The sequence below is a fragment of the Roseibium album genome (assembly GCF_965233825.1).
Taxonomy (GTDB): domain Bacteria; phylum Pseudomonadota; class Alphaproteobacteria; order Rhizobiales; family Stappiaceae; genus Roseibium; species Roseibium album.
In genome coordinates this window covers 1,541,461-1,565,140 of the sequence record NZ_OZ247583.1, presented here as the reverse complement: position 1 = coordinate 1,565,140, position 23,680 = coordinate 1,541,461, and the positions used below count along the sequence as shown (strand labels likewise).

General features: G+C 57.7%; 23 protein-coding genes. 3 read left to right on the top strand and 20 right to left on the bottom strand.

The genetic code is table 11. The features are described from left to right. Nucleotides 1-21: 21 nt before the first annotated feature. From ACO6TI_RS07325 to ACO6TI_RS07315, 3 genes are all read right to left on the bottom strand, one after another. A complete protein-coding gene (locus ACO6TI_RS07325; protein ID WP_422384649.1) occupies nucleotides 22-744 on the bottom strand; it encodes a hypothetical protein in 723 nt (240 codons plus the stop codon). A 172-nt stretch (nucleotides 745-916) separates the two neighbouring features. Then, nucleotides 917-1,660, bottom strand: a complete 744-nt coding sequence (locus ACO6TI_RS07320) for an aspartate/glutamate racemase family protein (protein ID WP_422384648.1) — start codon at nucleotides 1,658-1,660, stop codon at nucleotides 917-919. 193 nt (nucleotides 1,661-1,853) lie between these two features. Next, a complete protein-coding gene (locus tag ACO6TI_RS07315; RefSeq protein ID WP_281930407.1) occupies nucleotides 1,854-2,579 on the bottom strand; it encodes a Crp/Fnr family transcriptional regulator in 726 nt (241 codons plus the stop codon). Nucleotides 2,580-2,682: 103 nt separating this feature from the next. On the opposite strand from ACO6TI_RS07315, the gene ACO6TI_RS07310 reads away from it, so the two are divergent. Both ACO6TI_RS07310 and ACO6TI_RS07305 read left to right on the top strand, forming a co-directional pair. Beyond that, nucleotides 2,683-3,195, top strand: a complete 513-nt coding sequence (locus ACO6TI_RS07310) for a FecR family protein (protein ID WP_055391549.1) — start codon at nucleotides 2,683-2,685, stop codon at nucleotides 3,193-3,195. Next, a complete protein-coding gene (locus ACO6TI_RS07305; protein ID WP_422384647.1) occupies nucleotides 3,192-5,108 on the top strand; it encodes a CHASE2 domain-containing protein in 1,917 nt (638 codons plus the stop codon). Before ACO6TI_RS07310 ends, ACO6TI_RS07305 begins: the two co-directional genes overlap by 4 nt. Nucleotides 5,109-5,164: 56 nt before the next feature. Here ACO6TI_RS07305 and ACO6TI_RS07300 read toward each other — a convergent pair whose 3' ends face one another. The 17 genes from ACO6TI_RS07300 to ACO6TI_RS07220 form a co-directional block, all read right to left on the bottom strand. After that, the gene (locus ACO6TI_RS07300) at nucleotides 5,165-5,722 is read right to left on the bottom strand and encodes a cytochrome b (RefSeq protein WP_055391550.1); all 558 of its coding nucleotides are present in this window, start codon (nucleotides 5,720-5,722) and stop codon (nucleotides 5,165-5,167) included. Nucleotides 5,723-5,937: 215 nt separating this feature from the next. Next, entirely contained in the window at nucleotides 5,938-6,633 is a 696-nt protein-coding gene (locus ACO6TI_RS07295; RefSeq protein ID WP_055391551.1) for an RraA family protein, read from the bottom strand. After that, entirely contained in the window at nucleotides 6,633-7,325 is a 693-nt protein-coding gene (locus ACO6TI_RS07290) for an alpha/beta fold hydrolase (protein WP_055391552.1), read from the bottom strand. The genes ACO6TI_RS07295 and ACO6TI_RS07290 overlap by 1 nt, the downstream gene beginning before the upstream one ends. Beyond that, nucleotides 7,322-8,524 (bottom strand): cobalamin-independent methionine synthase II family protein, encoded by a 1,203-nt coding sequence (locus tag ACO6TI_RS07285; protein ID WP_282045218.1) that lies wholly within the window; start codon nucleotides 8,522-8,524, stop codon nucleotides 7,322-7,324. Before ACO6TI_RS07285 ends, ACO6TI_RS07290 begins: the two co-directional genes overlap by 4 nt. A gap of 189 nt (nucleotides 8,525-8,713) precedes the next feature. Further along, nucleotides 8,714-9,685 carry a cupin domain-containing protein gene (locus ACO6TI_RS07280; protein WP_422384646.1) on the bottom strand — a complete coding sequence of 324 codons (972 nt, stop codon included), beginning with the start codon at nucleotides 9,683-9,685 and terminating at the stop codon, nucleotides 8,714-8,716. Nucleotides 9,686-9,699: 14 nt separating this feature from the next. Then, nucleotides 9,700-10,668 (bottom strand): ester cyclase, encoded by a 969-nt coding sequence (locus ACO6TI_RS07275; RefSeq protein ID WP_422384645.1) that lies wholly within the window; start codon nucleotides 10,666-10,668, stop codon nucleotides 9,700-9,702. After that, entirely contained in the window at nucleotides 10,655-11,686 is a 1,032-nt protein-coding gene (locus ACO6TI_RS07270; RefSeq protein ID WP_196898842.1) for a LacI family DNA-binding transcriptional regulator, read from the bottom strand. Before ACO6TI_RS07270 ends, ACO6TI_RS07275 begins: the two co-directional genes overlap by 14 nt. Further along, nucleotides 11,686-12,453: an SDR family NAD(P)-dependent oxidoreductase gene (locus ACO6TI_RS07265; RefSeq protein WP_055391555.1), complete on the bottom strand. Its 768-nt coding sequence runs from the start codon at nucleotides 12,451-12,453 to the stop codon at nucleotides 11,686-11,688. Before ACO6TI_RS07265 ends, ACO6TI_RS07270 begins: the two co-directional genes overlap by 1 nt. Then, a complete protein-coding gene (locus ACO6TI_RS07260; protein WP_055391556.1) occupies nucleotides 12,450-13,499 on the bottom strand; it encodes an ester cyclase in 1,050 nt (349 codons plus the stop codon). Before ACO6TI_RS07260 ends, ACO6TI_RS07265 begins: the two co-directional genes overlap by 4 nt. A 2-nt stretch (nucleotides 13,500-13,501) precedes the next feature. Further along, the gene (hisD, locus tag ACO6TI_RS07255; protein WP_055391557.1) at nucleotides 13,502-14,812 is read right to left on the bottom strand and encodes a histidinol dehydrogenase; all 1,311 of its coding nucleotides are present in this window, start codon (nucleotides 14,810-14,812) and stop codon (nucleotides 13,502-13,504) included. A gap of 143 nt (nucleotides 14,813-14,955) precedes the next feature. Next, the gene (locus ACO6TI_RS07250; protein WP_055391558.1) at nucleotides 14,956-15,492 is read right to left on the bottom strand and encodes an ester cyclase; all 537 of its coding nucleotides are present in this window, start codon (nucleotides 15,490-15,492) and stop codon (nucleotides 14,956-14,958) included. Beyond that, nucleotides 15,489-17,000, bottom strand: a complete 1,512-nt coding sequence (locus ACO6TI_RS07245) for a GMC family oxidoreductase (protein ID WP_055391559.1) — start codon at nucleotides 16,998-17,000, stop codon at nucleotides 15,489-15,491. The genes ACO6TI_RS07250 and ACO6TI_RS07245 overlap by 4 nt, the downstream gene beginning before the upstream one ends. After that, nucleotides 16,997-17,983: a hypothetical protein gene (locus ACO6TI_RS07240; protein WP_196878069.1), complete on the bottom strand. Its 987-nt coding sequence runs from the start codon at nucleotides 17,981-17,983 to the stop codon at nucleotides 16,997-16,999. The genes ACO6TI_RS07245 and ACO6TI_RS07240 overlap by 4 nt, the downstream gene beginning before the upstream one ends. A gap of 182 nt (nucleotides 17,984-18,165) precedes the next feature. After that, on the bottom strand, nucleotides 18,166-19,047 hold the full coding sequence (locus ACO6TI_RS07235; RefSeq protein ID WP_029063452.1) for a carbohydrate ABC transporter permease: 882 nt from the start codon (nucleotides 19,045-19,047) through the stop codon (nucleotides 18,166-18,168). 8 nt (nucleotides 19,048-19,055) lie between these two features. After that, nucleotides 19,056-20,078 (bottom strand): carbohydrate ABC transporter permease, encoded by a 1,023-nt coding sequence (locus tag ACO6TI_RS07230; RefSeq protein WP_055391587.1) that lies wholly within the window; start codon nucleotides 20,076-20,078, stop codon nucleotides 19,056-19,058. 82 nt (nucleotides 20,079-20,160) lie between these two features. Further along, on the bottom strand, nucleotides 20,161-21,387 hold the full coding sequence (locus ACO6TI_RS07225) for an ABC transporter substrate-binding protein (protein WP_055391561.1): 1,227 nt from the start codon (nucleotides 21,385-21,387) through the stop codon (nucleotides 20,161-20,163). Between the two features lie 78 nt (nucleotides 21,388-21,465). Then, nucleotides 21,466-22,515, bottom strand: a complete 1,050-nt coding sequence (locus ACO6TI_RS07220; RefSeq protein WP_055391562.1) for an ABC transporter ATP-binding protein — start codon at nucleotides 22,513-22,515, stop codon at nucleotides 21,466-21,468. Between the two features lie 149 nt (nucleotides 22,516-22,664). Here ACO6TI_RS07220 and ACO6TI_RS07215 point away from each other — a divergent pair, with 149 nt between their 5' ends. Then, the gene (locus ACO6TI_RS07215; RefSeq protein WP_422384644.1) at nucleotides 22,665-23,648 is read left to right on the top strand and encodes an ester cyclase; all 984 of its coding nucleotides are present in this window, start codon (nucleotides 22,665-22,667) and stop codon (nucleotides 23,646-23,648) included. Nucleotides 23,649-23,680: the final 32 nt, after the last annotated feature.

The following is a 23,680-nucleotide window of genomic DNA, read 5'->3' as shown; positions in this document are numbered from 1 at the left end:
CCGTTTTTTCCTGTGCTCAAGCTACCATTTCTCCCAGCCGGCAGGATCGTTTCGCTGGAAGTTCCTATTGATGTGTCGCTTGATTTGCCAAACGACCCAGTCACAGGCGTCGTCACAGCCTTCGCACTCAGGTGTCACCTTTATCAAGTCACGGCGCGCAGCTGATTCAAGCGCCGCAAACGCGTAGACCTGTTCGATGCCCTTCTGAGAGCATGCGATATCGAGGACTTGCTGAATGTCGTCAAAACGTGTCGGCGCATTATCCAACGCATCAAGGTGCCGAGCACGCATTTCTTCGTCCGGAATTTCCGAAACCGCTCGTCGAACGGTACCCTTATCCAAAGCGCCCAGTAAGGTGATAACCTTAGACCGCACCAGACCCGAAGGCGGGTCGGTTTGATCTTCAAGATCCTCGACCCTCAACACCTGCCGCACATGACCACTTGAAAGCCTTTGCGTATGGCACAAAAGACCATCCAACAAGTCATTCCGTGCCATGCTATCGAGATTATCGATGTGGGAAATAGCGTCATCGAGTACCGGAAATGACTTTCGGCCAAGTTCAGAAAACAGGTAGAGGCCGCGTCTGGTCACCCAGTCGTTGTCTGAGTTCAAAAGCCGTGAGAGTGGCGCCGGGTCGTCAGGTGTAAATTGCCGGAGCGCAGCTTCATACGGATCGAAGTCTTCCGGCCACGTATCGGGATCAACGGTTTCCAAAACCGCATAGGGATCTGCTCCGATCATGCTGACAGGGCATCAAAATCCGAGAAGTCCGATATCGTTTGCGTTGCGACATCGGTTTGATAATTCTTTGATTGCATTAGAAAAGCCCGTTAGCGGGCAGGCTATTGATACAATGCGAGCATAGCCACTCAACTCAGCAATGTCATATCCTTGTTTGCACCCAACGTTCGTTTCACCCCCAACGCGGATCATCCAGCTCGACCGGAAAACGGGCCGGAGCAAGGCTTTGCTGGAACCAGAGTACGTAGTTGTAGATCGAATAAACGGGCAGGCCGGTCAGCCGGCGGATGTCGGCGGCATAAGGCACCATGTTGGTGCATTCCAGCACGATTGCGCCAAGATCGCCGTGTGTCGAGACAAGCTCTCTTGCCGCGTCACGCATGTCTTCCAGACATGCGGCAAAGTCGATCTCCGGTGCGTCGCCCAGAATGTCCCGGGTTAAGACCCTGCCATTTTCCGTACCGACGATCGGCGTATTCAGCGGCACGTTTGCCGCCGTCAGGTGATCGTCCGTCAGGGTCTCCCTTGAGATGGTCAGAATACCGACACGTTTTCCAAGAGGCAGGGTCGACTGCACCATGGGAACCTGCATCAGCGACGAGGTCGCCAAGGGAACTTCGATCTCCGCTGCCAGCTGATCCTGCAGGATCGACAGGAAGCCGCAATTCGTGGTGATGCCGTCGCACCCGCTTGCAACGAGATCCCTAGCTGCCTCGATGAATTTTTCGAGGAGGGGGCGTGCATCGGACCTGACGACGAGATCCGGTGAGGCACCCCGGACCACGCGGTACTGGACCGGAAACGGCCAGGTAAGGGCGTTGCCCATGTCTCCCGGAATGCGCGGAAACCGTGTTTCCAGCATCAGGATGCCGACATTTGCGCCATATACGGTCTTGCCACCGCGTTGAGACTTCACTGCACTACCCTTTGCATCTCGTGATCCGGATCAGACTCAATATACAAAATTGAACGCAGATCTGTATACAATTTTTCTGTATCTTCAATAAAAGACTCGTGCAGCAAGACGGTCCATTGGCGAGACACTCGCCCACCAGATCAACATCGTGACGATCCATGGCAGACCGGCGACCCTGCAGGGTTCCTGCCGATCATTCGCCAGCTGCGATTTTCTCCAGGGCCTGCCTGTCTTCAAGTATCAGCCAGCCATCGCGAAGCTCAATCAGTTCAGCCTTTTGCCACTTGCGAAGACAACGGTTCACGTTTTCGCGTGTATTGCCTGTCATGCCCGCCAGTTCCGACTGGGACTGGGAAAGTTTCTTCAGGGGCCTGTCCGCCGAACCGGGTGCTGCTTCCGTCAGCCTGAGAAGTAGCCTTGCCAATCGAACCGGAAGCTCAAGAAAGGCGATTTCAATCATGCGCTCATCGGAGCGGCGCACCCTGTGGCACAGAAGTTCGATCAGATGGATAGAGAGTTTCGGATTACGTTGCAGCACATCGAGCAACGAGCGCCTTTCCAGGACGATGAGGGTACAGTTCGTCAATGCCTTGACTGTCGCCGAGCGTTCACCGCCGTCGAGCAGCGCAATTTCCCCAAAAACTTCGCCGGACTGAAGGTCATTCAGTGTGATTTCACGCGCACTCGGGGTCAACATGCTGACACGCACCGTTCCTTCCGCGATCGCCATCATGCTTTGTCCGGTTGCCCCCATGGAGAATATGGTTTCACCGGACTTGAAACGCTTCACGTATGCAAAACTGGCAAGCTCCTGTCTTGCCTGGCCGTCAAGCGCTTCGAAAACAAAGCTCTTGCCGAGGAGCTTCTCCTTGTTGAAATCACCATCGACTTCCATGTTGCTCTCTCTTTCTGCATCCATGTATCGTACAAGGATGGCTACGGCGGTTGTTGCACTTTGGTTTCAAGATGGTGGTATGAAATCAATCCGGGGCGATTGAAAGGCACATTACGGGACAGTGACTATGAGAAACAACGTCATTCTAGCGGCACTCTCGCTACTGGTCATCCTGCCATTGCAAAACCTGTCGGCGCAAACCCTGACAGGCTGCACCAGTACGGAACTGGCAGATCCTGCGAGAGTGGTCTACCAGTGTCCAGGCGGGCTTGTCCTTGAGGCCGAGGCCGCTGCGGCTCTCGGTGTCACAGCAACCGCTACGGACGGGCGGCCTACCGAAATCGATGTGTCATCCGACGCCGTTCTGATCGACATTGCTCCGGGCAGCGGCTCGTTCCAGATCCGCACACCACAGGCAATCGCGGCTGTGCGCGGAACCGTCTACACAGTTGAAGTCGCCGACGGGACAACGGCTGTCTTCGTCAGTGAAGGCGAGGTTACCGTCTCCAGGTCCGATGGCTCCGACCAGGTCGTGCTGGCGGCCGGCTTCGGTGTTGATGTCACGCCCGGCGAACCTGTCGTCGTTCGCGAATGGGGTGCCGAGCGCGTCAGAAATCTCTTCAGCCGCTTTGGTCGATGAAATCCTCTCTGCCGGGCTGGATAACGGCAATTGCGCTGATTATCGGCCTGGCCTGGACCGGGTTTCTTGCAAGGGGCCATCTCGCCGGCAAATCAAGTGTGATCGACCGTTTCGAGACGGTCCTCCTCGACCTGCGCATCACGATCAAGGGCGAACGAACAGCTCCCGAAGAGATCACCATTATTGCAATCGACGACAGAACGGTTTCCAAGGCAGGGCAATACCCGCTCAGCCGGAATCGTCTGGCTGACCTCATCGGCAAGATCAGGGACGCTGGCGCCAAAACACTGGCTGTCGACATCCTTCTGTCCGGCGGACCGGAGAATTCGGACATCGTGCCACTTGCAAATTCGTTGGGCTCAATCCCGGCAGTCATCGCTGCTGCCGGTCTTGTCGATGAAACAAGGTCATCGGTCAGCGCCGTGCCGGTTATCAGCAAGGTCCTGTTGCCTGCTTCCGAAATTGGCGAAACCGCTTCCATTGGCCTGGCAAACATTGTCACCGACAGCGGAGGCACTCCGCGACACATCCCGCTCCTGTTCCTGACAGAGACCGGGCTTCAGCCGTCTTTCAGCCTCAAGGCGATGGAACTCTTCTTGACCGCGGTGCCAAACGTCACCGAAACGGGAATTCGTCTTGGCGACCGGGTTCAGGAACTTGATATGGGCTGGCACCTGGCCTTGAACTACTATGGTCCCCGAGGAACGATCACAACAGTCAGTGCAGAAAGACTGCTGGAAGGAGAACGGATTGACCTGGAAAACCGGATTGCCGTTCTCGGGGTAACGGCAACGGCGGTCGGTGATCGTTTCGGCACACCTTTCGATCCGGTCCTGCCGGGGGTCGAAGTCCAGGCGACGGGTATTGCCAACCTGCTCGACGGATCCGCGCTCTCAAGGAACGAAAATACGCGCCTGGCAGACAGCGCGGCCGCATTCGCGGTCACACTTATTGGGTTGGCTGCAGTTGCTTTCCTGCCGCTTGCACCAGCTTCGATAATCTATCTGGCCATGCTCGCCGGATGGGTCGCGATTACATTTTTCCTGTTTGGACAGGGTCAATGGTTAAGCGGGGCACTGCCGTTCGCAGCCAGCCTTCCACCCGTTATCGCCCTGATTGTCACCCGGCAGATATTCGACCGGTTCCAATCCAACAAACTGATGCAGGCCCAAGAGGCCCTGAGCCGGTTTCAGTCTCCCCGGCTGGCAAAGCGCGTTGCCGAAGATCCGGGTTTTCTGATGGTGCCGAAAGAGCAGGACGCAGCCATGCTGTTCGTTGATCTGTCGGGCTATACCACCCTGAGCGAGCAACTCGGCCCTGCCAGAACGCGTGATTTTCTCAAGAGTTTTCATACGATCGTGGTCGACGTTGCCAACAAGACCGGCGGCATCGTGCTCGATTTCATGGGTGATGGAGCGATGCTTGGTTTCGGAATTCCCGAAACATCGGAAAACGATCCTGCCAACGCTGCCCTGTGTGCGTTTCTGCTTCACAACGGTATTGGCGTCTGGTTGAGCGAGACCGGAATGAGCACCCGAATCAGCAGAGTTAGGGTCGGGGCACATTACGGACAGGTCGTTCTCTCCCGGCTCGGTCACGACAGGCAGCAACAAATCACAACGACCGGGGACTGCGTCAACGTTGCCAGCAGGCTGCTGGAGGTCGCCAAGGATCTCGATGCTTCCGTTGTCATTTCCAAGGACCTGCTCGACGCGACCTCATTCGTGTCTGACGACACCGTCATTCCCCCGCGGATCGAAACCGTCACCATCAGAGGCCGCCAACAGGAACTGCAGGTCGGTCTTTGGCGATCGGACGAATGTCCGACAACTTCAATCGAAAACGGCAATGTCCCGCTGCCCCTGGTCTTCAGTCAGGCCCGTTCAGATAATGTTCTGCGCCGCAAAAGTTGAACGGCCGGCACACAAGTGCCGGCCGTTCCCGCGCTTCGGCAGTGCAAATCAATCGCTTAAAGTATCCTGTAGAGAGTCATGTCTCTCTTAATCATGTGATGAAACAAAACTGCACCAATATGAAGCGCGAACAGGGCGAGCAGAATCCAGGCACTCCACTCGTGGATGGCCGAGAGGTTCCAGGCGATGTCCGGGCTTTTGCCAATCGGGCTCCAGACTTCCACCAGGCCGAACCAATTCAGGGGAAACCCATGGGCGTTGGTCGCCAGAAAACCCGTCACCGGCATGATGACAAGGAAGGCATAAAGCAGGCCATGCACCCCAGAGGCGGCCACCCGTTCCAGGGCGGAGCCTTCATGCTTCGGGGCCTTCGACGTAAGCTTGTATCCGACCCTCAGGAGCATCAGCCAAAGGATCAGAAATCCGAAACTCTCATGCAGCAGGTAAAACGTCGAAACAACGTCTTTCTTGGCAAAACCGATCATCAACCCGAGGGGCCACGTGATCAGAACCAATATGGCAACGGCCCAGTGCAAGAGACGCGCCGGGGAACCGTAACGCTCAGACGAGACAGACACCGATTGCAAGGAGCTTGCTTCCGCTTCAACTGTCATTCTTGCTGGCACTGACTTCTCCTCTGGCGCTTTAACCTGTTTCACAAGCGCTGAACCACCGATGAACGTTTTGTCCTTCGATAACCTGAAGATAGTCAAAGCCGCGAGAGATGCCTGTGACGCGCAGCACTTCACCGGCACGCATACCGGTCCCGCAGTTCAGGATTTTGACCCGAAACGGCGTCCCCTCTCGACAGATGAAATCTCTGCCGTTGCTACGTCCGCGCTCTTTCGAAGGCTGCCCAGGCTGCCTCGAATTTTTCGAAAGTGAACCCGGGTTCGCGTGCAGGTCCCAGAACGAGATGTTCGGTGTCGAGGAGTTTGCGGATTGCTTCGGCCAGATCCGGCATGACTGCAGCTGGTATGACCAAAGCGCCGTGCCGGTCCGCGTGAACGAGCTCTCCGGGATGAATGTCCAGTCCGAAAATCCTGACCGGCGTATCTATTTCCCTGACATGGACAAAGCCGTGGCTTGGACCGACCGATCCCGCAACGACCGGGAAACCGTCCGGCAAGTCGCCAAGGTCGCGCATGACACCGTTGGTCAGGGCGCCCGACAGGCCCAGCCCCTTGTGAACCGTCGTGTTGATTTCGCCCCAATAGGCCCCGATTGCGTTCGGATAGTCTATGTCCTCGACGACAGCCAGTGCCGGACGAGGTCCTTCGGACATATGACGATAATAATCCATGCGCCGGGCCTTGATGACGTCAGCCGGCTCTGTCGGTGGCGCCAGCGCCGAAATTCGTGCGGTTCGGGCAAACCCGACCATGGCTCCGGAGGTCGGATCGGACGACAGCATGGTGCCGCGGGTGAAGCGGTTGAAACCACGCCTGCCTTCCGCAACCTCGATCGCGTTGCAGACCGTCGGCGTGTCGACGGTTTTGAGAAGATTCAGAAGGTCAGCTTCCATCAGAGTTCCAACCAGGTCTTGAAGGCCTCATTAACGGCCTCGGGTTGTTCCAGGGTCGGCAGGTGCCCTGCGCCCTCGACGATATTGAGCACGGAGCCCTCAATGAGGTCATGCATCCGTTCGTGTCTCTCCAGCGGACAGAGCCGGTCTTCTCTACCCATCAGGATCAGGGTCGGGATTCCGACCGCCCGCAGGGCTGCCTGCTGATCGGGCCTGGATTGCAAGGCTCGCGACTGACGCTCGAAAACATCGGCACCCAGGTCGAGTGCCATATCCATGCAGATATCGAGGACATCCTCGCGGAGTGGCCCGTTCGCCAGATAGTTCGGCTTGAGTTCGTCCCTCATGACCTCGCGCAGACCGCCTGCCCGGACCTTGTCGATCTGAGGCTCCCGGCGCCGCCTGACGTCTTCCAGCTCGGCACGCGGATTGGTATCCAGAAGGGCCAGCCTGTCGATGCGCGCCGGAGCCTGTCTCAGAACCTCCATTGCAACGATGCCGCCCATGGAAAGCCCGGCCAGGGCAAATCGCGGCGGGGCCTTTTCCAGAATATCGGCAGCAAGCGCCTCGACAGTCGCATGCTCAGTGATCGGAGCAAGATGAATTGTCATTCGCCCGGACAGCGCGGCAACCTGCGGACCGTAAAGCCGCCCATCGCACATCATGCCGGGAAGAAGGACCAGTGGGATCACGCACGTTCTCCGGCGATTGCAGCACCATCGGCAAGTGCCTTCAGTTTGGCGAAGGCGATCTCCGGATCAACTGCGCCGTAACCGGCGAAGGTGCCGAAGCCGCAGTCGGATCCGGCAATCACCCGATCGGCTCCGACGATTCCGACAAACCGGTCAAGGCGCTGCGCAACCACTTCCGGATGTTCAACGAAATTCGTTGTCGTGTCGACGACACCGGGAACCAGCACCTTGTCGTCGGGAATTTCGGATCGCCGGTCCCTGAAAACAGTCCATTCATGCGCATGCCGCGGATTGGACGTTTCAAAAAGGACGTAGCGCGCGCGCGCCGACATGAGTGTTGAAAACACCTTGTCCATGGAAATATCACAGACATGCGGCCCTTCGTAGTTTCCCCAACAGATGTGAATTCGGACATTCGCCGGATCGATGTTCTGGAGCGCATGGTTCAGTGCTTCGACATGGCCGGCTGCAATCTTGAGAAACTCCTCATCAGAGAGGTCGGTAAACAGCATGTGACGCGACAAGGCGAGATCCGGACAGTCAAGCTGCAGTTTCAAGCCGGAGGCGACGATGGTCTCGTATTCGGTCTTCATGACATCGGCAAGCGCCTGCAGGTAGGCCTCCCGCGTGGGGTAATAGTCGTTTTGCAGAAATAGCGAGATGACCCCTGGCGATGCGGCATTCATGAACCCATGCTGAGCACCATGTTCGGACATTGCCCCCTTTAGATGCCGGATGTCCTTTACCAACTCCCCCTGGCCCTTTGAGCGCACTTCACCGGTGCACATCGGCCTGGCATATTGCGGCGTACCACCGCTTTCGGCGATCCGCTTCAGAAAACCGGGATAGAGCTTGAGGTCCGCCGGAGCGTTCCGGGGACTGTCACCGGAGAACCCCGTGTAGCGGTCTTTCACGTATGTAGCGTAGGAAATCTTGGAGGTCTCGCCATCGCTGACGACCGTCACACCGGCGTCGACCTGTTTGCGCACAGTCTCCGAGACAGCAGCAGCCATCGCCGCGTCGAATGCCGCCTCGTCGTAGTCCTCACCCTTTTCGCGTGCAAATATGAAGTCGACGACTTTCTGTGTTCTCGGCAACGAGCCGACATGGGTAACGTCAATACTGCTCATGATCTCCCCCGGTGTGTCTGGCAGGATTTCAGCCGTGCCTCTGGTTTTCTTCAAATGCGTGGTTCCCATTCAGGTCTTCGCTGCCAGGCGAAGTACGGGCCGGGAACACCTGGCCTGTTGTTCTGCTTCCAAGCTGGTTTCCGCGTTGCCGGATGATGGTCAAGGTCCGGGATCTTCGCGGTGCTTCGCCTGGACGGCACCCCGGAGCATGCCGCCAGATCGAAACAATATCGCCAGTGAGGCGGTGCATTTTCTTCATCAGCCGACCCAGGTCGGTCCCGCCTGGTCTTGGGTATTCAGGACGCGATAAAGGCTGGCTTCTCCGCTCATGGACGGCAGAAGGCTGTGCTCGAGATCCGGCGGAACAGCGCAGGTATCACCTGGTGCCAGGCCTTTCTCACCACCGGACCAGCAGAGTTTCCAATGGCCGCGCACAACCATCAGAATTTCATGACAGTTCAAGGTGTAGTTCGTGTCCGGAATTGATCCACGCGTAAGGAACTCGACCTCGAAGCCAGGTCTGTCCTTCAAAAGCCCGGCTTCACCGATCACCTTGCATGGCGAATTGGCAGCAAGTGCCATCAGATCCCAGTAGCGGGCAACATAGTCGCGGACAACGGCACTATTGCCCGGTTCCGGATAGGCCTTGAGCTCCTCGTCGGAAAGAAGCGGCATCGGCCTGATACCATCTGGAAGTGACTGGCCTTTTTTGGTGTCGTACAGAACTCCGTTCTCACCAAGAACAAGGCCGTGATCGCTGGCATCCTCGATGACCTGGGGCGCCCAGGTGACGCCCCCACCTGCATCATCGCCACCAAGAACCGCCATGATCATTCCGTAGTCGGTGCCTATGTTTTCGAATCCGCGGAAAATGCCTGTCGGTATGTTGAAGATGTCACCCTCTTCCAGAACAACTTCTCCCGCAGTTCCCCAACGCCCCCAGAAAAAGCGCCAGCGACCCTTCAGGACGTAGAAGACCTCCGCCGTTTTATGCGAATGCAATGAATTGCGGCACTTCGGCGGTTGCCCGGCCGCGCCGATATTGAAGCCCGGCGTGTCCTTGATGTGAACATGCTGGTCCGGACTTTCAGATACGCCGCCACCGATGATCGTGAAGTTTTCCTTTTGATCGGAGCCGGGTGTGTGTGCATCGATAAAGGCCGTTCGGCACGGCTTTAAATCACCATAGCGGACAATCCGCGTTTCCATCTCGTCAGGGCTCATTACCATACCTGTCTGTTTACCTATCCGGTCTTCAGTGCGATCTGTTTCCAGACCACCGTTTCATCGAGAAGCGTGTATTCGCGTCGCAGACCCCTAGGTCCGAATTCGGCGTGTGATGCGCCCATGATGTGGACGTCGGCACCGGTTGGTTCGCCGAATGCCCCCCAGCCGTCATGCCTGCCGGTGAGCGACCAGCGAATGGCGGCGCGCGGCGGCATCATGGGATCGTCCCGGCCGATCTGATGCTCGATCCGGAAATCGGCAGACGGAAAACCGGCTCGCAAACCCATCCAGAAGCGGTCCGCAACGTCCCAGGAATAGCCGGCAGTTCCACCTGGATAGGCGAGTTCACACGCGCGATCGTATTCAGCTTCGATGGCGGCCATGTCTGCATTCATGATCCGGCTCAAAATGTCGGCGTATTTCACGCCCCATTCATTTTCGTTCCCTTTGCCGGTGTATGGGCCAATCTTGTCGATCGCGGGTGTGAAAGGCCGGCTGCAGTGTTCGGGGCCACCTTCGCGCGCGATCAGATCCAATGCATATTTCTTCGGTTCCCAGCCCATCTGACGCACGATCGCACCCTGGTCGCGGATCAGCCACTCATCGTTGATCTGGTTGTTGATGGCGTGGCAATCGGCAATAATCCGGTATTGCAGTTTCTTGCCTGTCGCGTTGCCGTAGACACCATCGCCAAGGTGGGTCGCGGTGGAAACAATCCGATGCGAGGAAAGCATGCCTTCCTCAGGAGTGCCTGACCAGATGACGTCCTCACCGAACAGGGTTCGGTCAGGAAATTCCGACAAGGTGGCCATGGTCGCACCGATCACCCCCTTGTTGCCAACCACAAGCGAACCCGGCGAGCGTACGATAATGTCGTCGGAATAGTAGTGGTGAAGCGTTGCGATCTTGCGCTCTTCCCAGATTTCCCTGGTGATCCCGATAATGTAGTCGGGGAAATCCTTCCAGCGCGGGTCAAAGCCTTTCATCGAGCCATCCTTCGGGTATGCGGGCTGAACCGCGGACCATCAGTGGTCCGTCTATCTGAATTTTCTGGACGTCACTGCTGCCCTCCTCGATCCAGCCGAGCAGCGTGGAGACCGTTGCCTCGACCATCCGGTTGGAGGGCTGGCGCAAAGTGGTGAGATTGTAGGCGGGCCATGACGCGAGGGGCACATCGTCGTATCCGACGACCGAAACATCGCCCGGAATGTCGAGGTTGAGTTCGAAGCGCAAGACATCCATGACGGCAAATGCCATGTGATCGTTGCCGACAAACACCGCATCCGGACGGTCGTCACCTGCAAAGATTTCGCGCGCAGCGGCGGCGGCTGTCTCCCGGTTGTACATACCGTCAACGCAGGCCGCGAGCCCGACGCCCGCCGCTTCCAGTCCGGCACGAAAGCCGGCTTCGCGATCCCTGCCTGTGGAAGATCCGGACCAGCCCGCGATATGAGCAATCCTGCGGTGTCCGCCTGCGGCGAGAAATTCCGCAATCTTGCGACCACCTTCCAGATTGTTGGACGTAACCTGATTGAGGCGATGATCATCCTGACCGCGGTTGAAAAGAACCACCGGAACGCCGGCAGCAGCGCAGCGCGCAGCCAGTGCGTTGGACATGCCAACGGATGCGGTGATGATGCCGTCGACCTGATAGTCGAGCAATTCCCCCATCACCCTGTCGACACCTGCGTCGTCATTCGACACCATGAAAACGAGAATGTGGTACCCATGCGCCTGCAGCGCAGTGGACAGTCTTTCCAGGGCGTCGGGATAGAACTGGTTTTCCAGATAGGCCACCACCAGCCCGATGATGCGGGAACGGCCGGTGATGAGCGAGCGCGCCAGAACATTCGGCCGATATCCGAGCTCCTGAGCAGCTTTCAGCACCTTTTCCGCCATTTTTGGCGATACCGACGCTCCCGGTGTGAACACGCGGCTGACTGCGGATTGGCTGACACCGGCCCTCATGGCAACGTCGACGGATGTAACTTTCTCAGCGCGCATCAGTCCGCCGTCCAACCTCCATCGACCAGAAGCGATGTTCCAGTCACCAGGGAAGACGCATCGCTAGCCAGATACAGCACGGCGCCCATGATGTCCTCGACGGTGCCCGTGCGGCCCAGTTTGATCTTTTCCTCGATCCACCTGACCCGCTCAGGGTTATCGAAGGTCACCTCGGTCAGTGGCGTTCGGATGAAGGTTGGGCAAATCGTGTTGACGCGTATCTGCTTCGGACCAAATTCCAGCGCCATAGCCTTGGTAAAACCCTCGACCGCGAACTTGGAGGCGCAATAAACCGCCCGGTCGATGCCCCCTACATGAGCCATTTGAGAGCTCATGTTGATGAGTGACCCGGGTTTGCCCGCCGCCATCAGTCCCCTGGCGACACACTGTGTGACAAAATAGGCACCGCGCAGGTTGACATTCATCACCGCATCGAAATCTTCAGGAGACGTTTCAATGGCCGGCGTGTGCCGCGCGAGACCTGCACTGTTGACAAGGACATCAAACGGGCCGTGCCGATCTATGCTGACCTGGACTTCAAGAACATCGGCTACATCGAGTTGCAGGAAGGACGCCTTCCACCCCTTGGCCGTCATCGTGCTGACGGCTTCCGCCAGTTTTTCCTCCCGCCGCGCAGCGAGAACCACATCGCCGCCTGCTTCGGCCAGGGCCGTTGCGCAGGCAAGGCCGATGCCCGATGAAGCTCCTGCAACCAGGACCTTTTTGCCAGCAAGGGAAAAACTCGGGGTAGAAGGAAGTTCGATCATGTCAGAGATACTCCGGTTTCAGGATCAAAGCCCGCGCGGGCCTTGTTGAAATCCCGAAGTCTGTTGAAAACGTCAACACCCAACTGGGCATAAGCATCCAGAAGATCAACAAGAACCCAGTTTTCGCGGATCAATCCGTTTTCCAGGCGCCAGAAATCGAGGCTGCGCATGGTGATTTTCCTGCCTGAAGGCGCAATCCCCATCCAGCCATCGTGAGACACGGTCTGGATCATGTTCGGCCAGCCGGTCACGGCAGCATATTGCCGATCCCCGAAGAAATGGTAGGTCACCTCGTCAACATAACGACCACGATCCGGCATCCCGTTCAGGAACGGGATCTGATGCCAGTTGCGAAACCCCTTGATGCCCCGTCCCGTACCAATGCCCGAAGGACCGTACCAGCTCATGCGGGGGTGCCAGAATTTCGGCAATTCCATGACTTCCGGTCCGCCTTGGGAGGGATGCCGTTTCATGTAGGTCAGCATGTCGATAATGTGCTGGCAAGTAGCCCGACCGGCGTCTGCGTCGTAGGGACCCTGAACGATGCCATCTTCCGTAGCAGGCCCCGGAACGTGCCACTCGCGTCCCAGACTGGGTGCCATCGGCCAGGCATTCGCCTGCATCATGACTTCCGGAATATCCCAGAGCGCCTGGAATTCAACGACCTTGCCATCCATGAAACGGTAAAACTCATGAAACCGCATGGAGACCTGGTGGTTCGTGGCCGGAATGTCCAGCCAGGGCGTCTCAAAAGACCCTGTGTAATAACCACCGCAACCGACCCAGTCCTGTCCTTCCGGCGTCGGGCCGGCCATGACGATGGTATCGCGGCGTTCCAGATCCGGAATGGCCCTGAAGAGAGGTGCGTAGGCCTTTTCGTAAAACGCGTCCGGTCCGGTCGTATCCCCAAATGGATGGCAAAGTCTGAAAAGGGAATCCGGAGCGCACAGATCCTTCAGGGCCTTGCGGACGTTGTTTTCTTCAAAGTCATACATCGCTGCCCGCAGCGAAGAGATCAGGGCCTTGTGCTCGGTATGCCTGTCCATCGCTATTCGGCGGCCTCTCCGTAAGGGACGTTGCCGCCTCCGTATCTGCGGACACGGACATTGGCCTGTTCCGCGTGACCGACAAACCCCTCGAGCATGCACAAGCGCGAACAATACGCGCCGATCTCGGCCGCTGCCTCGTCCGTCAGGACCTTCTGGTAGGAGTGTGTCTTCAGGAACTTGCCGACCCACAGCCCACCCGTGTAGCGCCCAGCCTTCTTGGTCGGCAGCGTGTGGTTGGTGCCGATCACCTTGTCACCATTTGCAACATTGGTGCGCGCACCCAGAAACAGGGCGCCGTAGCAGGTCATTTTTTCCAGGAACCAATCATCACGGTCGGTCATTACCTGCACATGCTCCGAAGCGATATCGTCCGCAACAGCGAGCATCTCGTCGTAAGTGTCGCACAGGATCACCTCGCCATAGTCCTCCCAGGATTTCGACGCCGTGTCCGCAGTTGGCAGGATCTTCAGGAGCCTGCCGATTTCAGCGAGCGTTTCGGTGGCAAGCCTGCGCGAGTTGGTCACAAGAACCGCAGGGGAATTGTAACCGTGTTCGGCCTGCCCCAGCAGGTCCGTCGCGCACATTTCCGCATCGACCGTCTCATCCGCAATCACCATGGTCTCGGTGGGTCCCGCGAAGAGATCTATGCCGACCTTGCCGAAGAGCTGGCGCTTGGCCTCGGCAACGAAGGCGTTGCCCGGACCGACCAGCATGTGCACTGGATCGATGGTTTCCGTGCCGAGGGCCATGGCGCCAACGGCCTGGATACCGCCGAGAACGTAAATTTCATGCGCACCACCCAGATGCATCGCAGCAATCACCGCCGGATTCGGCGCACCCTTGAAGGGAGGCGTCGCAGCGATGATGCGGGGAACTTCCGCAACTGACGCTGTCGCGACAGACATGTGGGCGGAAGCAACCATCGGAAACTTTCCACCCGGAACATAACAACCTACCGACTGCACCGGGATGTTCTTGTGCCCCAGGACAACGCCAGGCATCGTTTCGACCTCGATGTCGAGCATCGAAGCGCGTTGCGCCTCTGCGAACTTACGAACCTGCTGCTGAGCAAATTTGATGTCTTCCATGTCTCGTGAAGAGACCTGGTTCATCAAAGCCTCGATGTCTGACGCACTCAAACGGAAGGAAGGTGGCGTGTAGTTGTCGAATTTTTCCGACAATTCGCGCACGGCTGCGTCACCGCGTGCCTCGATCTCCTTGAGCGTTCCCTCCACGATGGAGCGAACCTTGGCATCGTCCTGCGAGCGTTCCGCTTCCGGCTTTCCACGCTTCAGATACTCAATGGCCATGTTTCATCCCTTTCAAAGTGCCGGCAGCCGCTCTCCTGGCGGACTTCACTCGACACTCGCCTTACCGTTTCCATTCAACTTGCATACGTATGCAGAAAGATCAAGCAGACTTCTGCGAAACACGAAAAACTACGTAACCGCGGTCACGCGGCCTTGTCCGGAGCTGGAGGAACACGATCTCCCCGATCGAACGCTTCCCAACCCTGACCATCAAAAACATCCTTGCCAAGTTGCGCCAGGACATGCGGGAAATCGACCATCACCCAGTTGTCGACGATCTTGCCGTCGACGACTTTCCAGAAGTCCATGTAGCGGATCTCGATCCGTTTTCCCGTTGGAGCGATCCCCATGAACTCGCCGGAGTGAGTTGCCTCCTGGCGCCCGAACGCCGCAGCCCATTCGCCCATGTAAAGTCTTGCCTCGTCGACGCAGACCTTGTCCGAAAAGGCCGCCTGAAAAGGCTTTTGCCAATTGTCCTGGAATTCCTTCAACCCGGTCTTGGTGCCACAGCCGGTATTGCCCAGCCAACGGAAGCCTTCGGAAAAAAACTCGCCAATATCGACAATCCGGTGGTCGTTCAAACCATCGACCATGCCTTCAATCACACGGCGGGTCACTTCCGTCTTGCTCATATCCGTGTCACGGCTCAGGACCGCCTGCTCGGGACGTGAACCTTTCATACACAATCCTCCGATATCATCTCGCCGGCCCGATAGCCGATCATCATTGAAGGCGCGTTTGTGTTGGCCGATGTCACCGCGGGCATGACCGAAGCATCCGCCACCCAAAGTCCCTCGACACCTCGCACGGAAAGGCGGGGATCAACAGGTGCGCTTCCAGCGCCCATACGCAGCGTGCCGACCGGATGATATGCCGTTGCCGCTCGTTCCCTGACATGAGCGCGTAAGGCCTTCTGCGATTGAACAGAGGGGCCAGGAAAGGCTTCCCGGCCTCGATGGCGCCCGAAATCCGCCTGCTCCATCAGGTTCCGCAAACGTTTCAAACCAGCCACAAGCGTGTCGAGATCGGAACTGTCGTTGAAAAGACCGAGATCAATCTCGGGGGCGGCTCCAGGGTCGCTGTCGGACAACCGCAATGCACCGCGCGATTTCGGGCGGCAGATACCCACGTCGGCGAAATACCCTGAACCATAGACGTAGCGTTTGCCCTGCCAGCCCAACATGAACGGGATGAAGTGGGTCTGCACGTCGGGAGCTTCATTCAATCCGCGTGCATTGAAGAACGCACCGCCTTCAACCGTCGGTGATGCAAACCGTCCCCGGCGTGTGATCAGGTACTGAAATGGCGCAAGCGCCCAGCCCGGTATTTGCGACGCAGTCAGACCGTAGCCCGAGCCCGTGAAATGCAGTCCGGCGGCAGGATGGTCGTGCAGATTTTCCCCGACCTCTTCGGCGTCATGTCGATTGTCAATCCCAAGCCTGTCCAGGTCTGCCTTCGGACCCACACCCGAGCGCATCAGGATTGAAGGAGACCCGATTGACCCGGCCGACAGCACCACACCCTTGTTCGCCTGCAATTCGCTGCCGTCAACCAGCCGCACCCCCGACGCCTTGTCGCCAGTGAACAAGATGCGGTCTACCTCCAATGATGTCTGAAGTGTCAGGCCTTTTGGAGCGGGTTTGATAAACCCGTCCGCGGCAGAACGGCGGCGACCATCGACCATGTTGAATGCAAATACTCCGGCGCTTTCGTATTCAGGTGTCGGAGGTTGAGTTCCATAAGCGGGGAACAAGCTGTGCAGCGCTTCGGTCAAGGGGTGTGCGCCCTGCATTCTGCCTGGAGTCAACCTGGTCTCGACTGCCTCAAAGGCAGGGGCGACGTCGCTCCATGACCAGCCCGGCACTTGCCACGTGTCAAAGTCGTCCTTGCGTCCGCGGAACCAGACCATCGAGTTGATGGACCCCGAGCCACCGACCATGCGGCCACGGGTGACGTTCAGGCGGCGCCCGCCAAGGTGTTTTTGCGGCGCTGATGAATAGCACCAATCCCGCCGCGTGTTGCCTATCATCCAGACCAGCCCAAAGGGCATTTTTACCAAAGGCGAATTATCCGGGGGGCCGGCCTCGATCAAGAGCACCTTGCCGGCCTCGCGACGGACCAGTTCAGCCGCTGCAATACAGCCGGCCGAACCCGCCCCGACAACTATGAAATCATGCTCGGCGGTCATGATGCGACCCTGACTTTTGGTGGCAATACGTCGAAACCGAATTGCAACAGCGCGTGCGGCACATCGACGAAAACCCAGTTTTCCACCAGAAGATCGCCTTCGCGCCGCCACCAGTCACAAACCCGGAAGAAGACGCGTTCGTTGGTGGGGCCAAAGCCCATGAAGGGCTTGACGTTCACGCCTGTCAGCGATGGCCAGCCGCCGGAGCAGGTGTAATTGCCTTCGCCGTAGCGGGTGAAATGCCGCGTCATCCCGTTGTTTGCAGACCCGCCCGACCAGCCGTCGAACTGGCTCTCGAAGGGAACCTGGAAGGATCGGAAATGCTCGATCCCGACGTAAGACCCCCACGCGCCTGGGCCGTACCACATCATGTTCTCGTGCCAGTAGGGGCGCCAGGCTTCAGCCCTGGTCGCCAGCCCTGCGAGCATGTCGGTCACCATTTGGTAACTTTTCTGCCCTTCGGCGGCATCCATCTCGCCGCGCATGATACCGTCCTGCGACACGGGCCCCTGGACCATGCCCGTGTGGCCGAACTCGTCTCCGGGCACGTAGCGCAGCGGCCATTGCCCGCAGGAGATCATCATCTCCGGGACGTCCAGAAAGATGTAGCTTTCCACCGCCTGTCCATCTTCCATGCGGAAGAACTCGCCAAATCGGATGTAGGTCAGCCGGCCAGTGGCGCGAATGCCGATCCAGTCGCGTTTGAAGTGCCCGGCGTAATAACCGGTCGTGCCAATCCATGTCGCCCCTTCGAATGCGCCAGTCATGGCGATGTACTGGCGACGGTGAAGTCCCTCAAAGGAGGACTGCAGCGGCGCAAGAAAGTCGTCGCAATAGGCGGCTGCCCCGGCAATTGCGTTGAAGGGGTGAACGACGTTGATATTGGCGGCGGCGGCGAAGAAGCTCCGGGCGGCTGCGAAAAAATCTCCGGGATGTTGAAGCGCGTCCGAATAGGCGAAATAGGCGGTTTTGGCGGAAAACATCTACCCTGGTCCTGTCGTGTGTTCAGAGGTGCGTGGAAAGTCGATACTCCACACAGTCTGGCCCCGCCCGCATGAGCGCAAATGGTATCCGGCCCGGTCTACGTGACCTTGTGACGGCCAGCCGCAGGGCAGCATTTCGCGAATGCTCACGGATTGCCGCCGCACCGAGTTTTCCCATCGGATCATCCCTTCACCGCTCCTGCGGTCAGACCACCCACGATCTGGCGCTGAAAGAACATGATCATCAAGAACAGGGGCGCTGTCACCGAGACAACCGAGGCAACGGCAAACATCACATTGCCCTTGGTCTGCGTCGTGCCAAGAAAGCTCGCGACCTTCGGGATCATCGTCTGGTTTTCCTTGGACAGCAGCATCGCCGTCACGGCAAAATCATTGTAGGCGAGCAGGAACGAGAACAATCCGGTAGTGATGACCCCCGGCCACATCACCGGAATGATCACATTGCGAAAAGCCTGGAAGCGCGTGCATCCGTCGACCATCGCACTCTCGTCCAGCTCGGCAGGAATATTCTTGAAAAACGAGTGCAGCATCCACAGCGTGAATGGCTGGTTTATGGCGACCAGAACAATGATCGTCGTTGCCGTGTGCCCCCACAGATTCCACTGGAAGAAAACCGGCAGGTAGCCAGAGACAAGCGTTATCGGAGGCATGGCCCGAAAGATCAGCGCGGCCAGCAGAAACCAGAATGCGTAGCGATAGGTTGAGCGCGCCAGAGCATAGCCGCCAAGTGTACCCAGTGTCAGCGAAATCGTGACCACGAAGAAGCACACGATCAGGGAATTCAGGGCCGCGCGCCAGAATTCTTCCTGAACCCAGGCACCGTAATATCCGTTGCCGGTAAACCTGCCACCGGTTTCGGCGACCGTCAGGGTCCCGGTGAGGGCGTTGAACCAGTCGGCTTTGGAAAAGAAATCGCCTTCGACCTTGAATGACCCCCACAGCGTCCAGAGAAAGGGAAAGGCGGCCAGGGCCATCCATGTCGCCAGAACTGCGACGACCAGGAGGGTGATTGCGGCGGGTTGGCGTTGTGCTTTGCTCGACATTTTTCTACCTACTTCCGATCGAAATCACGCCATGTGCGCACCAGAACCGGTGACAAGAGAATGGCCACGCCGATGATTGTCAGCACCGAAGTTGCCGCCGCGGAGGAAAGTTGCCGGGTCTCCCCGCCAAGATCGTTGTAGATCGCCCAGCTCAACGAGGTCGCATGGGCATTGGCCGCAAAACTGACGATGGGTTCGAACACCCTGAAATTGTCCATCAGCTGCATCAATGCGATGAAGGTCGTCAGTGGCAGCAGATGCGGGATCACCACGTGGCGGATCTGCAGCCACCGATTGGCGCCGTCCACGCGCGCTGCTTCCAGTGTTTCCTTGTTGACGGTCTGAAGGCCGGCATAATAAACGATGAATGCAAACGGTGCCGCGTGCCACACGCCGTAGACCATCAGCATGATCCACATCAGCGGGGTTGAGGCTTTGACGGACAGTTCCGGGTCGCCGGCAAGATGCTGCAGGGTGGCACCGATGATCCCGCGTGCATCAACCATCCAGAACAGGATCAGCGCACCGACCAGTGGCGTGATCATCATCGGCAAGAGCGAGAAGAAGATCAGCGGGCCCCGCAATTGCCTGACTGCGCTGTTGACTGCTACCGCAATGACAAAGCCAACGATGATGACCAGGGGTGTCACGACAAAAGTGAATGTCAGCGTGAACCCGATTGCCTTGTAGAACGGCAAATTCAACATCTGCGCACCGAAGTCACGCCAACTGTTGGTGTTTTTCCAGGTTGTCCCGACCTCCTTTGTCGCAAGGTGGTTCCGGTCGAGATAGGTCTTGAACCCCGCAAACTGACCCAGTGGCTCGGCCGCCCGCAAGGCAGCTGTGGCCTCCTGGTCGATTGTGGTCGATTCCTTGCACCCGAACAGATCGCAGGATTCGACCTTGCGGATCACCTGTTCATGCTCGACATGAAGCGACTGAACAATCACCGAAATGATCGGAAAAAAAATGAACAGCATCATCGCCATGGCTGACGGAAGAACAAACCAAAAGAACGATTTATGTTTCACTTCCCGGTCCCCCAAAAGCGTTGACACGTGATGCACAAGGTCATCCGGGGCAGATAACGCCGCCCCGGATCAATTGAATTGCTTACTTGAGGAAGCCTTTTTCCTTGGCCGCAGTGGTGTAGGCGGCCTCCGTATCGGCAAGTGCCTGCTCTGCGGATTCCTTGCCCAGCAGGAAGTCAGCCAGGTTGTCGCCGAGTGCGGTATGCAGCAAACCCTGGTAGGGCAGCATCGGATAGGATCTGGTGCCGGCGGACATGGCCGCAAAGACACCGTCGTTTACCGGTGCAGGCTTGTAGCCTTCGATCATCCAGACTGCCTGGCTCATGGTCTCGTCGTTCAGAATTGCCGGGCTTGTTCCGTGCTTCATGGCCAGGAATGTTGCCACAGCATCTTCATCGGAAATATTCTTGGCGACGGTCCAGCCATCCCACCAGAGCGTGGACGCCGGGGTGGTCCCACCCCCGACGGTCAGCGGCGCACCGACAGTGATGTTGGAGTAGACCTGCTCTTCTGCACCTTCGGCATCCATCAGATTTCCCATGCGAGAGCCCCACATGTTCATGAGGATGACGTTGCCGGCTTCCATCTCGGCACCGGTCGCGTTAGAATCATGAGTCAGGAAATCGGGGTTCATGTATTCGGTCAGCGCCTTCATCATATTGAGCGCTGCAACACCCTGCTCATTGTTGATCGCAACTTCAGCAGTGCCCGGTACAAAAAATTCGCCGCCATGGCCGACATACATGTTGACGAATTCCTCGGCCAGATTCCAACCTGCAGCATAGGCGCCGCCAACCGGATATTGGCTGATGCCGGCAGCCCGGATTTTTTCCGCCGCCTCCAGCACCTCTTCGTAGGTCTTCGGAACGTCAACGCCAATCTCTTCCAGTACGTCCTTGCGATAGGCGAGGGTCTGGGCGTTGGCCATGAAGGCTACCGCCATGATGTTGCCATCTATGGTGATCAACTGGCTCTTGGGAATATCCTGTCCGTATTCGGCCACCAGATCGTTCAGCGGCCGGATAACGTCCTCGTTCATGAGGGCGACAATCGAGGAATTGGCGATAATCGCGGTGGAATACTCTGCCGGGTTGCCCTGCATGCCGGCGACATTGATCTTCTGGTGATCCGCCGTGAGGTTCGCCTTGACCTCGCCACCGGCACATTCAGCTGCACCCTTGGCAACTGTATGAATGGCCGGAAATTCATTCCCGACAATGCTGACATTGCCTGAAATCTCGCACGCCGCATGAGCGGACCCGGCCGTGATAGCCATCGCGCCCGCAAGCGCTATCTTTTTCAGGAACATTTCGTCTCTCTCCCTAATGTTGGATGCATCTTCGAAGCCTTCACCCGCTTGCCCGTCAAAACGGTTGTTTGGAGGACATCACCCCCCGATCCGCGCGCCCGTTTCCGCGTCAAACAGGTGGCAGTGACCCTGGTGAACCTCGATGGATACCGGGTCATCGATCTCCGCACGGAAAGTCTTGTCGGCTTTCACGCTGACAAGCGCTCCGCCAATGCGCACGCTGACCATGGTCGCATCGCCGAGAAGCTCCATGGTGTAGATCGGCGCATTTATCTGGCCACCGTTCTGCACGACGTTCGCGTCTTCCGCACGAAACCCCAGAACGACCTTGCCATCGGCTGCGCTCAAACCGGGGATCGAAACATTCGGAGCGTGGAACGTGCCGTCTGCCACCTCCCCTTCCACCAGGTTCATGGCCGGGTTTCCGATGAAACTTGCGACAAAGGCATTGGCAGGTCTGTCATAGATCTCGGTCGGGCTGCCGATCTGCTGAACCACTCCGTTCTTCATTACGACGACCCGGTCGGCCAGCGTCATCGCCTCGATCTGGTCGTGGGTCACATAAATCGTGGTCACGGCCAGTTCATGGCTGAGATTCTTGATTTGCGCACGCGTCGAGACCCGCAGCTTTGCGTCCAGGTTCGACAGGGGCTCGTCCATCAGGAACACGTTCGGCTCACGTACGATTGCACGCGCCAGCGCCACGCGCTGCCGCTGGCCACCTGAAAGTTCCGCTGGCTTGCGATGCAGGAAATCGTCCAGTTCCACCATCGCACTGGCACGACGGACTTTTTCGTCATGCGTGCCAGGATCCACGCGCCGCACCTTCAGCGGAAAGCGGATGTTTTCATAAACATTCATGTTCGGATAGAGCGCGTAGCTCTGGAACACCATGGCCACGTCCCGGTCCTTGGGTTCAAGATCATTGACACGACTGCCGTCGATCAGGATATCGCCGCCCGTCGCATCCTCCAGGCCGGCAATCATGCGCATGGTCGTGGTCTTGCCGCATCCTGACGGACCAAGCAGGACCAGAAATTCACGGTCGGCAATGGTGAGATCGAAATTGTCGACACCGACAAACGACCCCCAACGTTTCGACACGTTTTTCAGCTGAATTTCAGCCACTGCGTCCCCTCCTAAACTGACCGGCAGCCAAATTTGCATTCCTATGCAAAATAACTAGACACAGAGAAATGACTTTCGCAATATCTTTTTGCATACGAATGCAAAATAGTTGATATACGTGAAATTTCATAGACCTGACAAGGTATCAAATGTCCGACTTCCGACGCCCGACAAACACCTTTCTGAACGCCGTCCTCACTGTTCCCCGAAACGAGTTGGATGCGTTGATTTCCAGATACTTAACCAGTAATTCGATCTGGAATATCGCCCATCCGGTGAACAGGCTTGCGGGACACGAGGAAGTCCGTGACGGTTTTTTCCTGCCCCTCCGGGAAGCCCTTTCTCACGTGCGCCGACGAGACGAGATTTTCATCGGCGGACCAAACCGGCGTGCGCCCGGCGGTCACTGGGTCGCTGCGGTCACGCACTATCTGGGCAACTTCGAGAATCCGCTTTTCGGCGTAAAACCGTCGAACAATCTTGTCTTCCTGAGATCGGGAGAGTTCTATCGCGTCGAGCCGGACGGACGTATTTCGGAAGCCAAGATCATCGTCGATCTCATCGACCTGATGCGACAGGCCGGCAGGTTTCCCCTGCCGCAAATGCTCGGAACAGAAATGCTTTTCCCGGGACCGGCAACACATGACGGCATTTTGCCTTCAGGACAGGCGAACGGTGAGGAGACACTCGATCTGTGCGAAGCCATGCTCGCCGATCTGAAGGCTTTCAACCCTGAAACCTTCACCTCCGTGGGGCAGACGGGAGACGACGGATACTGGCATGACGACATGCTTTGGTACGGACCGGGTGGTATCGGGTCGAATTACCGTTGGAGCGGCTTTGAAAAGGATCACCGCGCGCCGTTCCTGACGGCTTTTCCCGATCGTGTCGGCGGCAATCACTATTGCCGCATAGGAGACGGAAACTATGCCGCGGTCAGCGGCTGGCCGTCCATGACCATGACCCACAAGGGTGACTATCTGGGAGTTCCAGCCTCTGGCAAATCACTGACGCTTCGCGTCATGGATTTCTATCGCTGCGCCGAAGGCAAGATCATGGAAAACTGGGTTCTGCTCGACTATATCGACCTGTTCCGTCAAATGGACCGAGACCTGATCGGCGAGCAAATATGAAAAATCCGGCGCCGCCAGTATGCGCGCGCCGG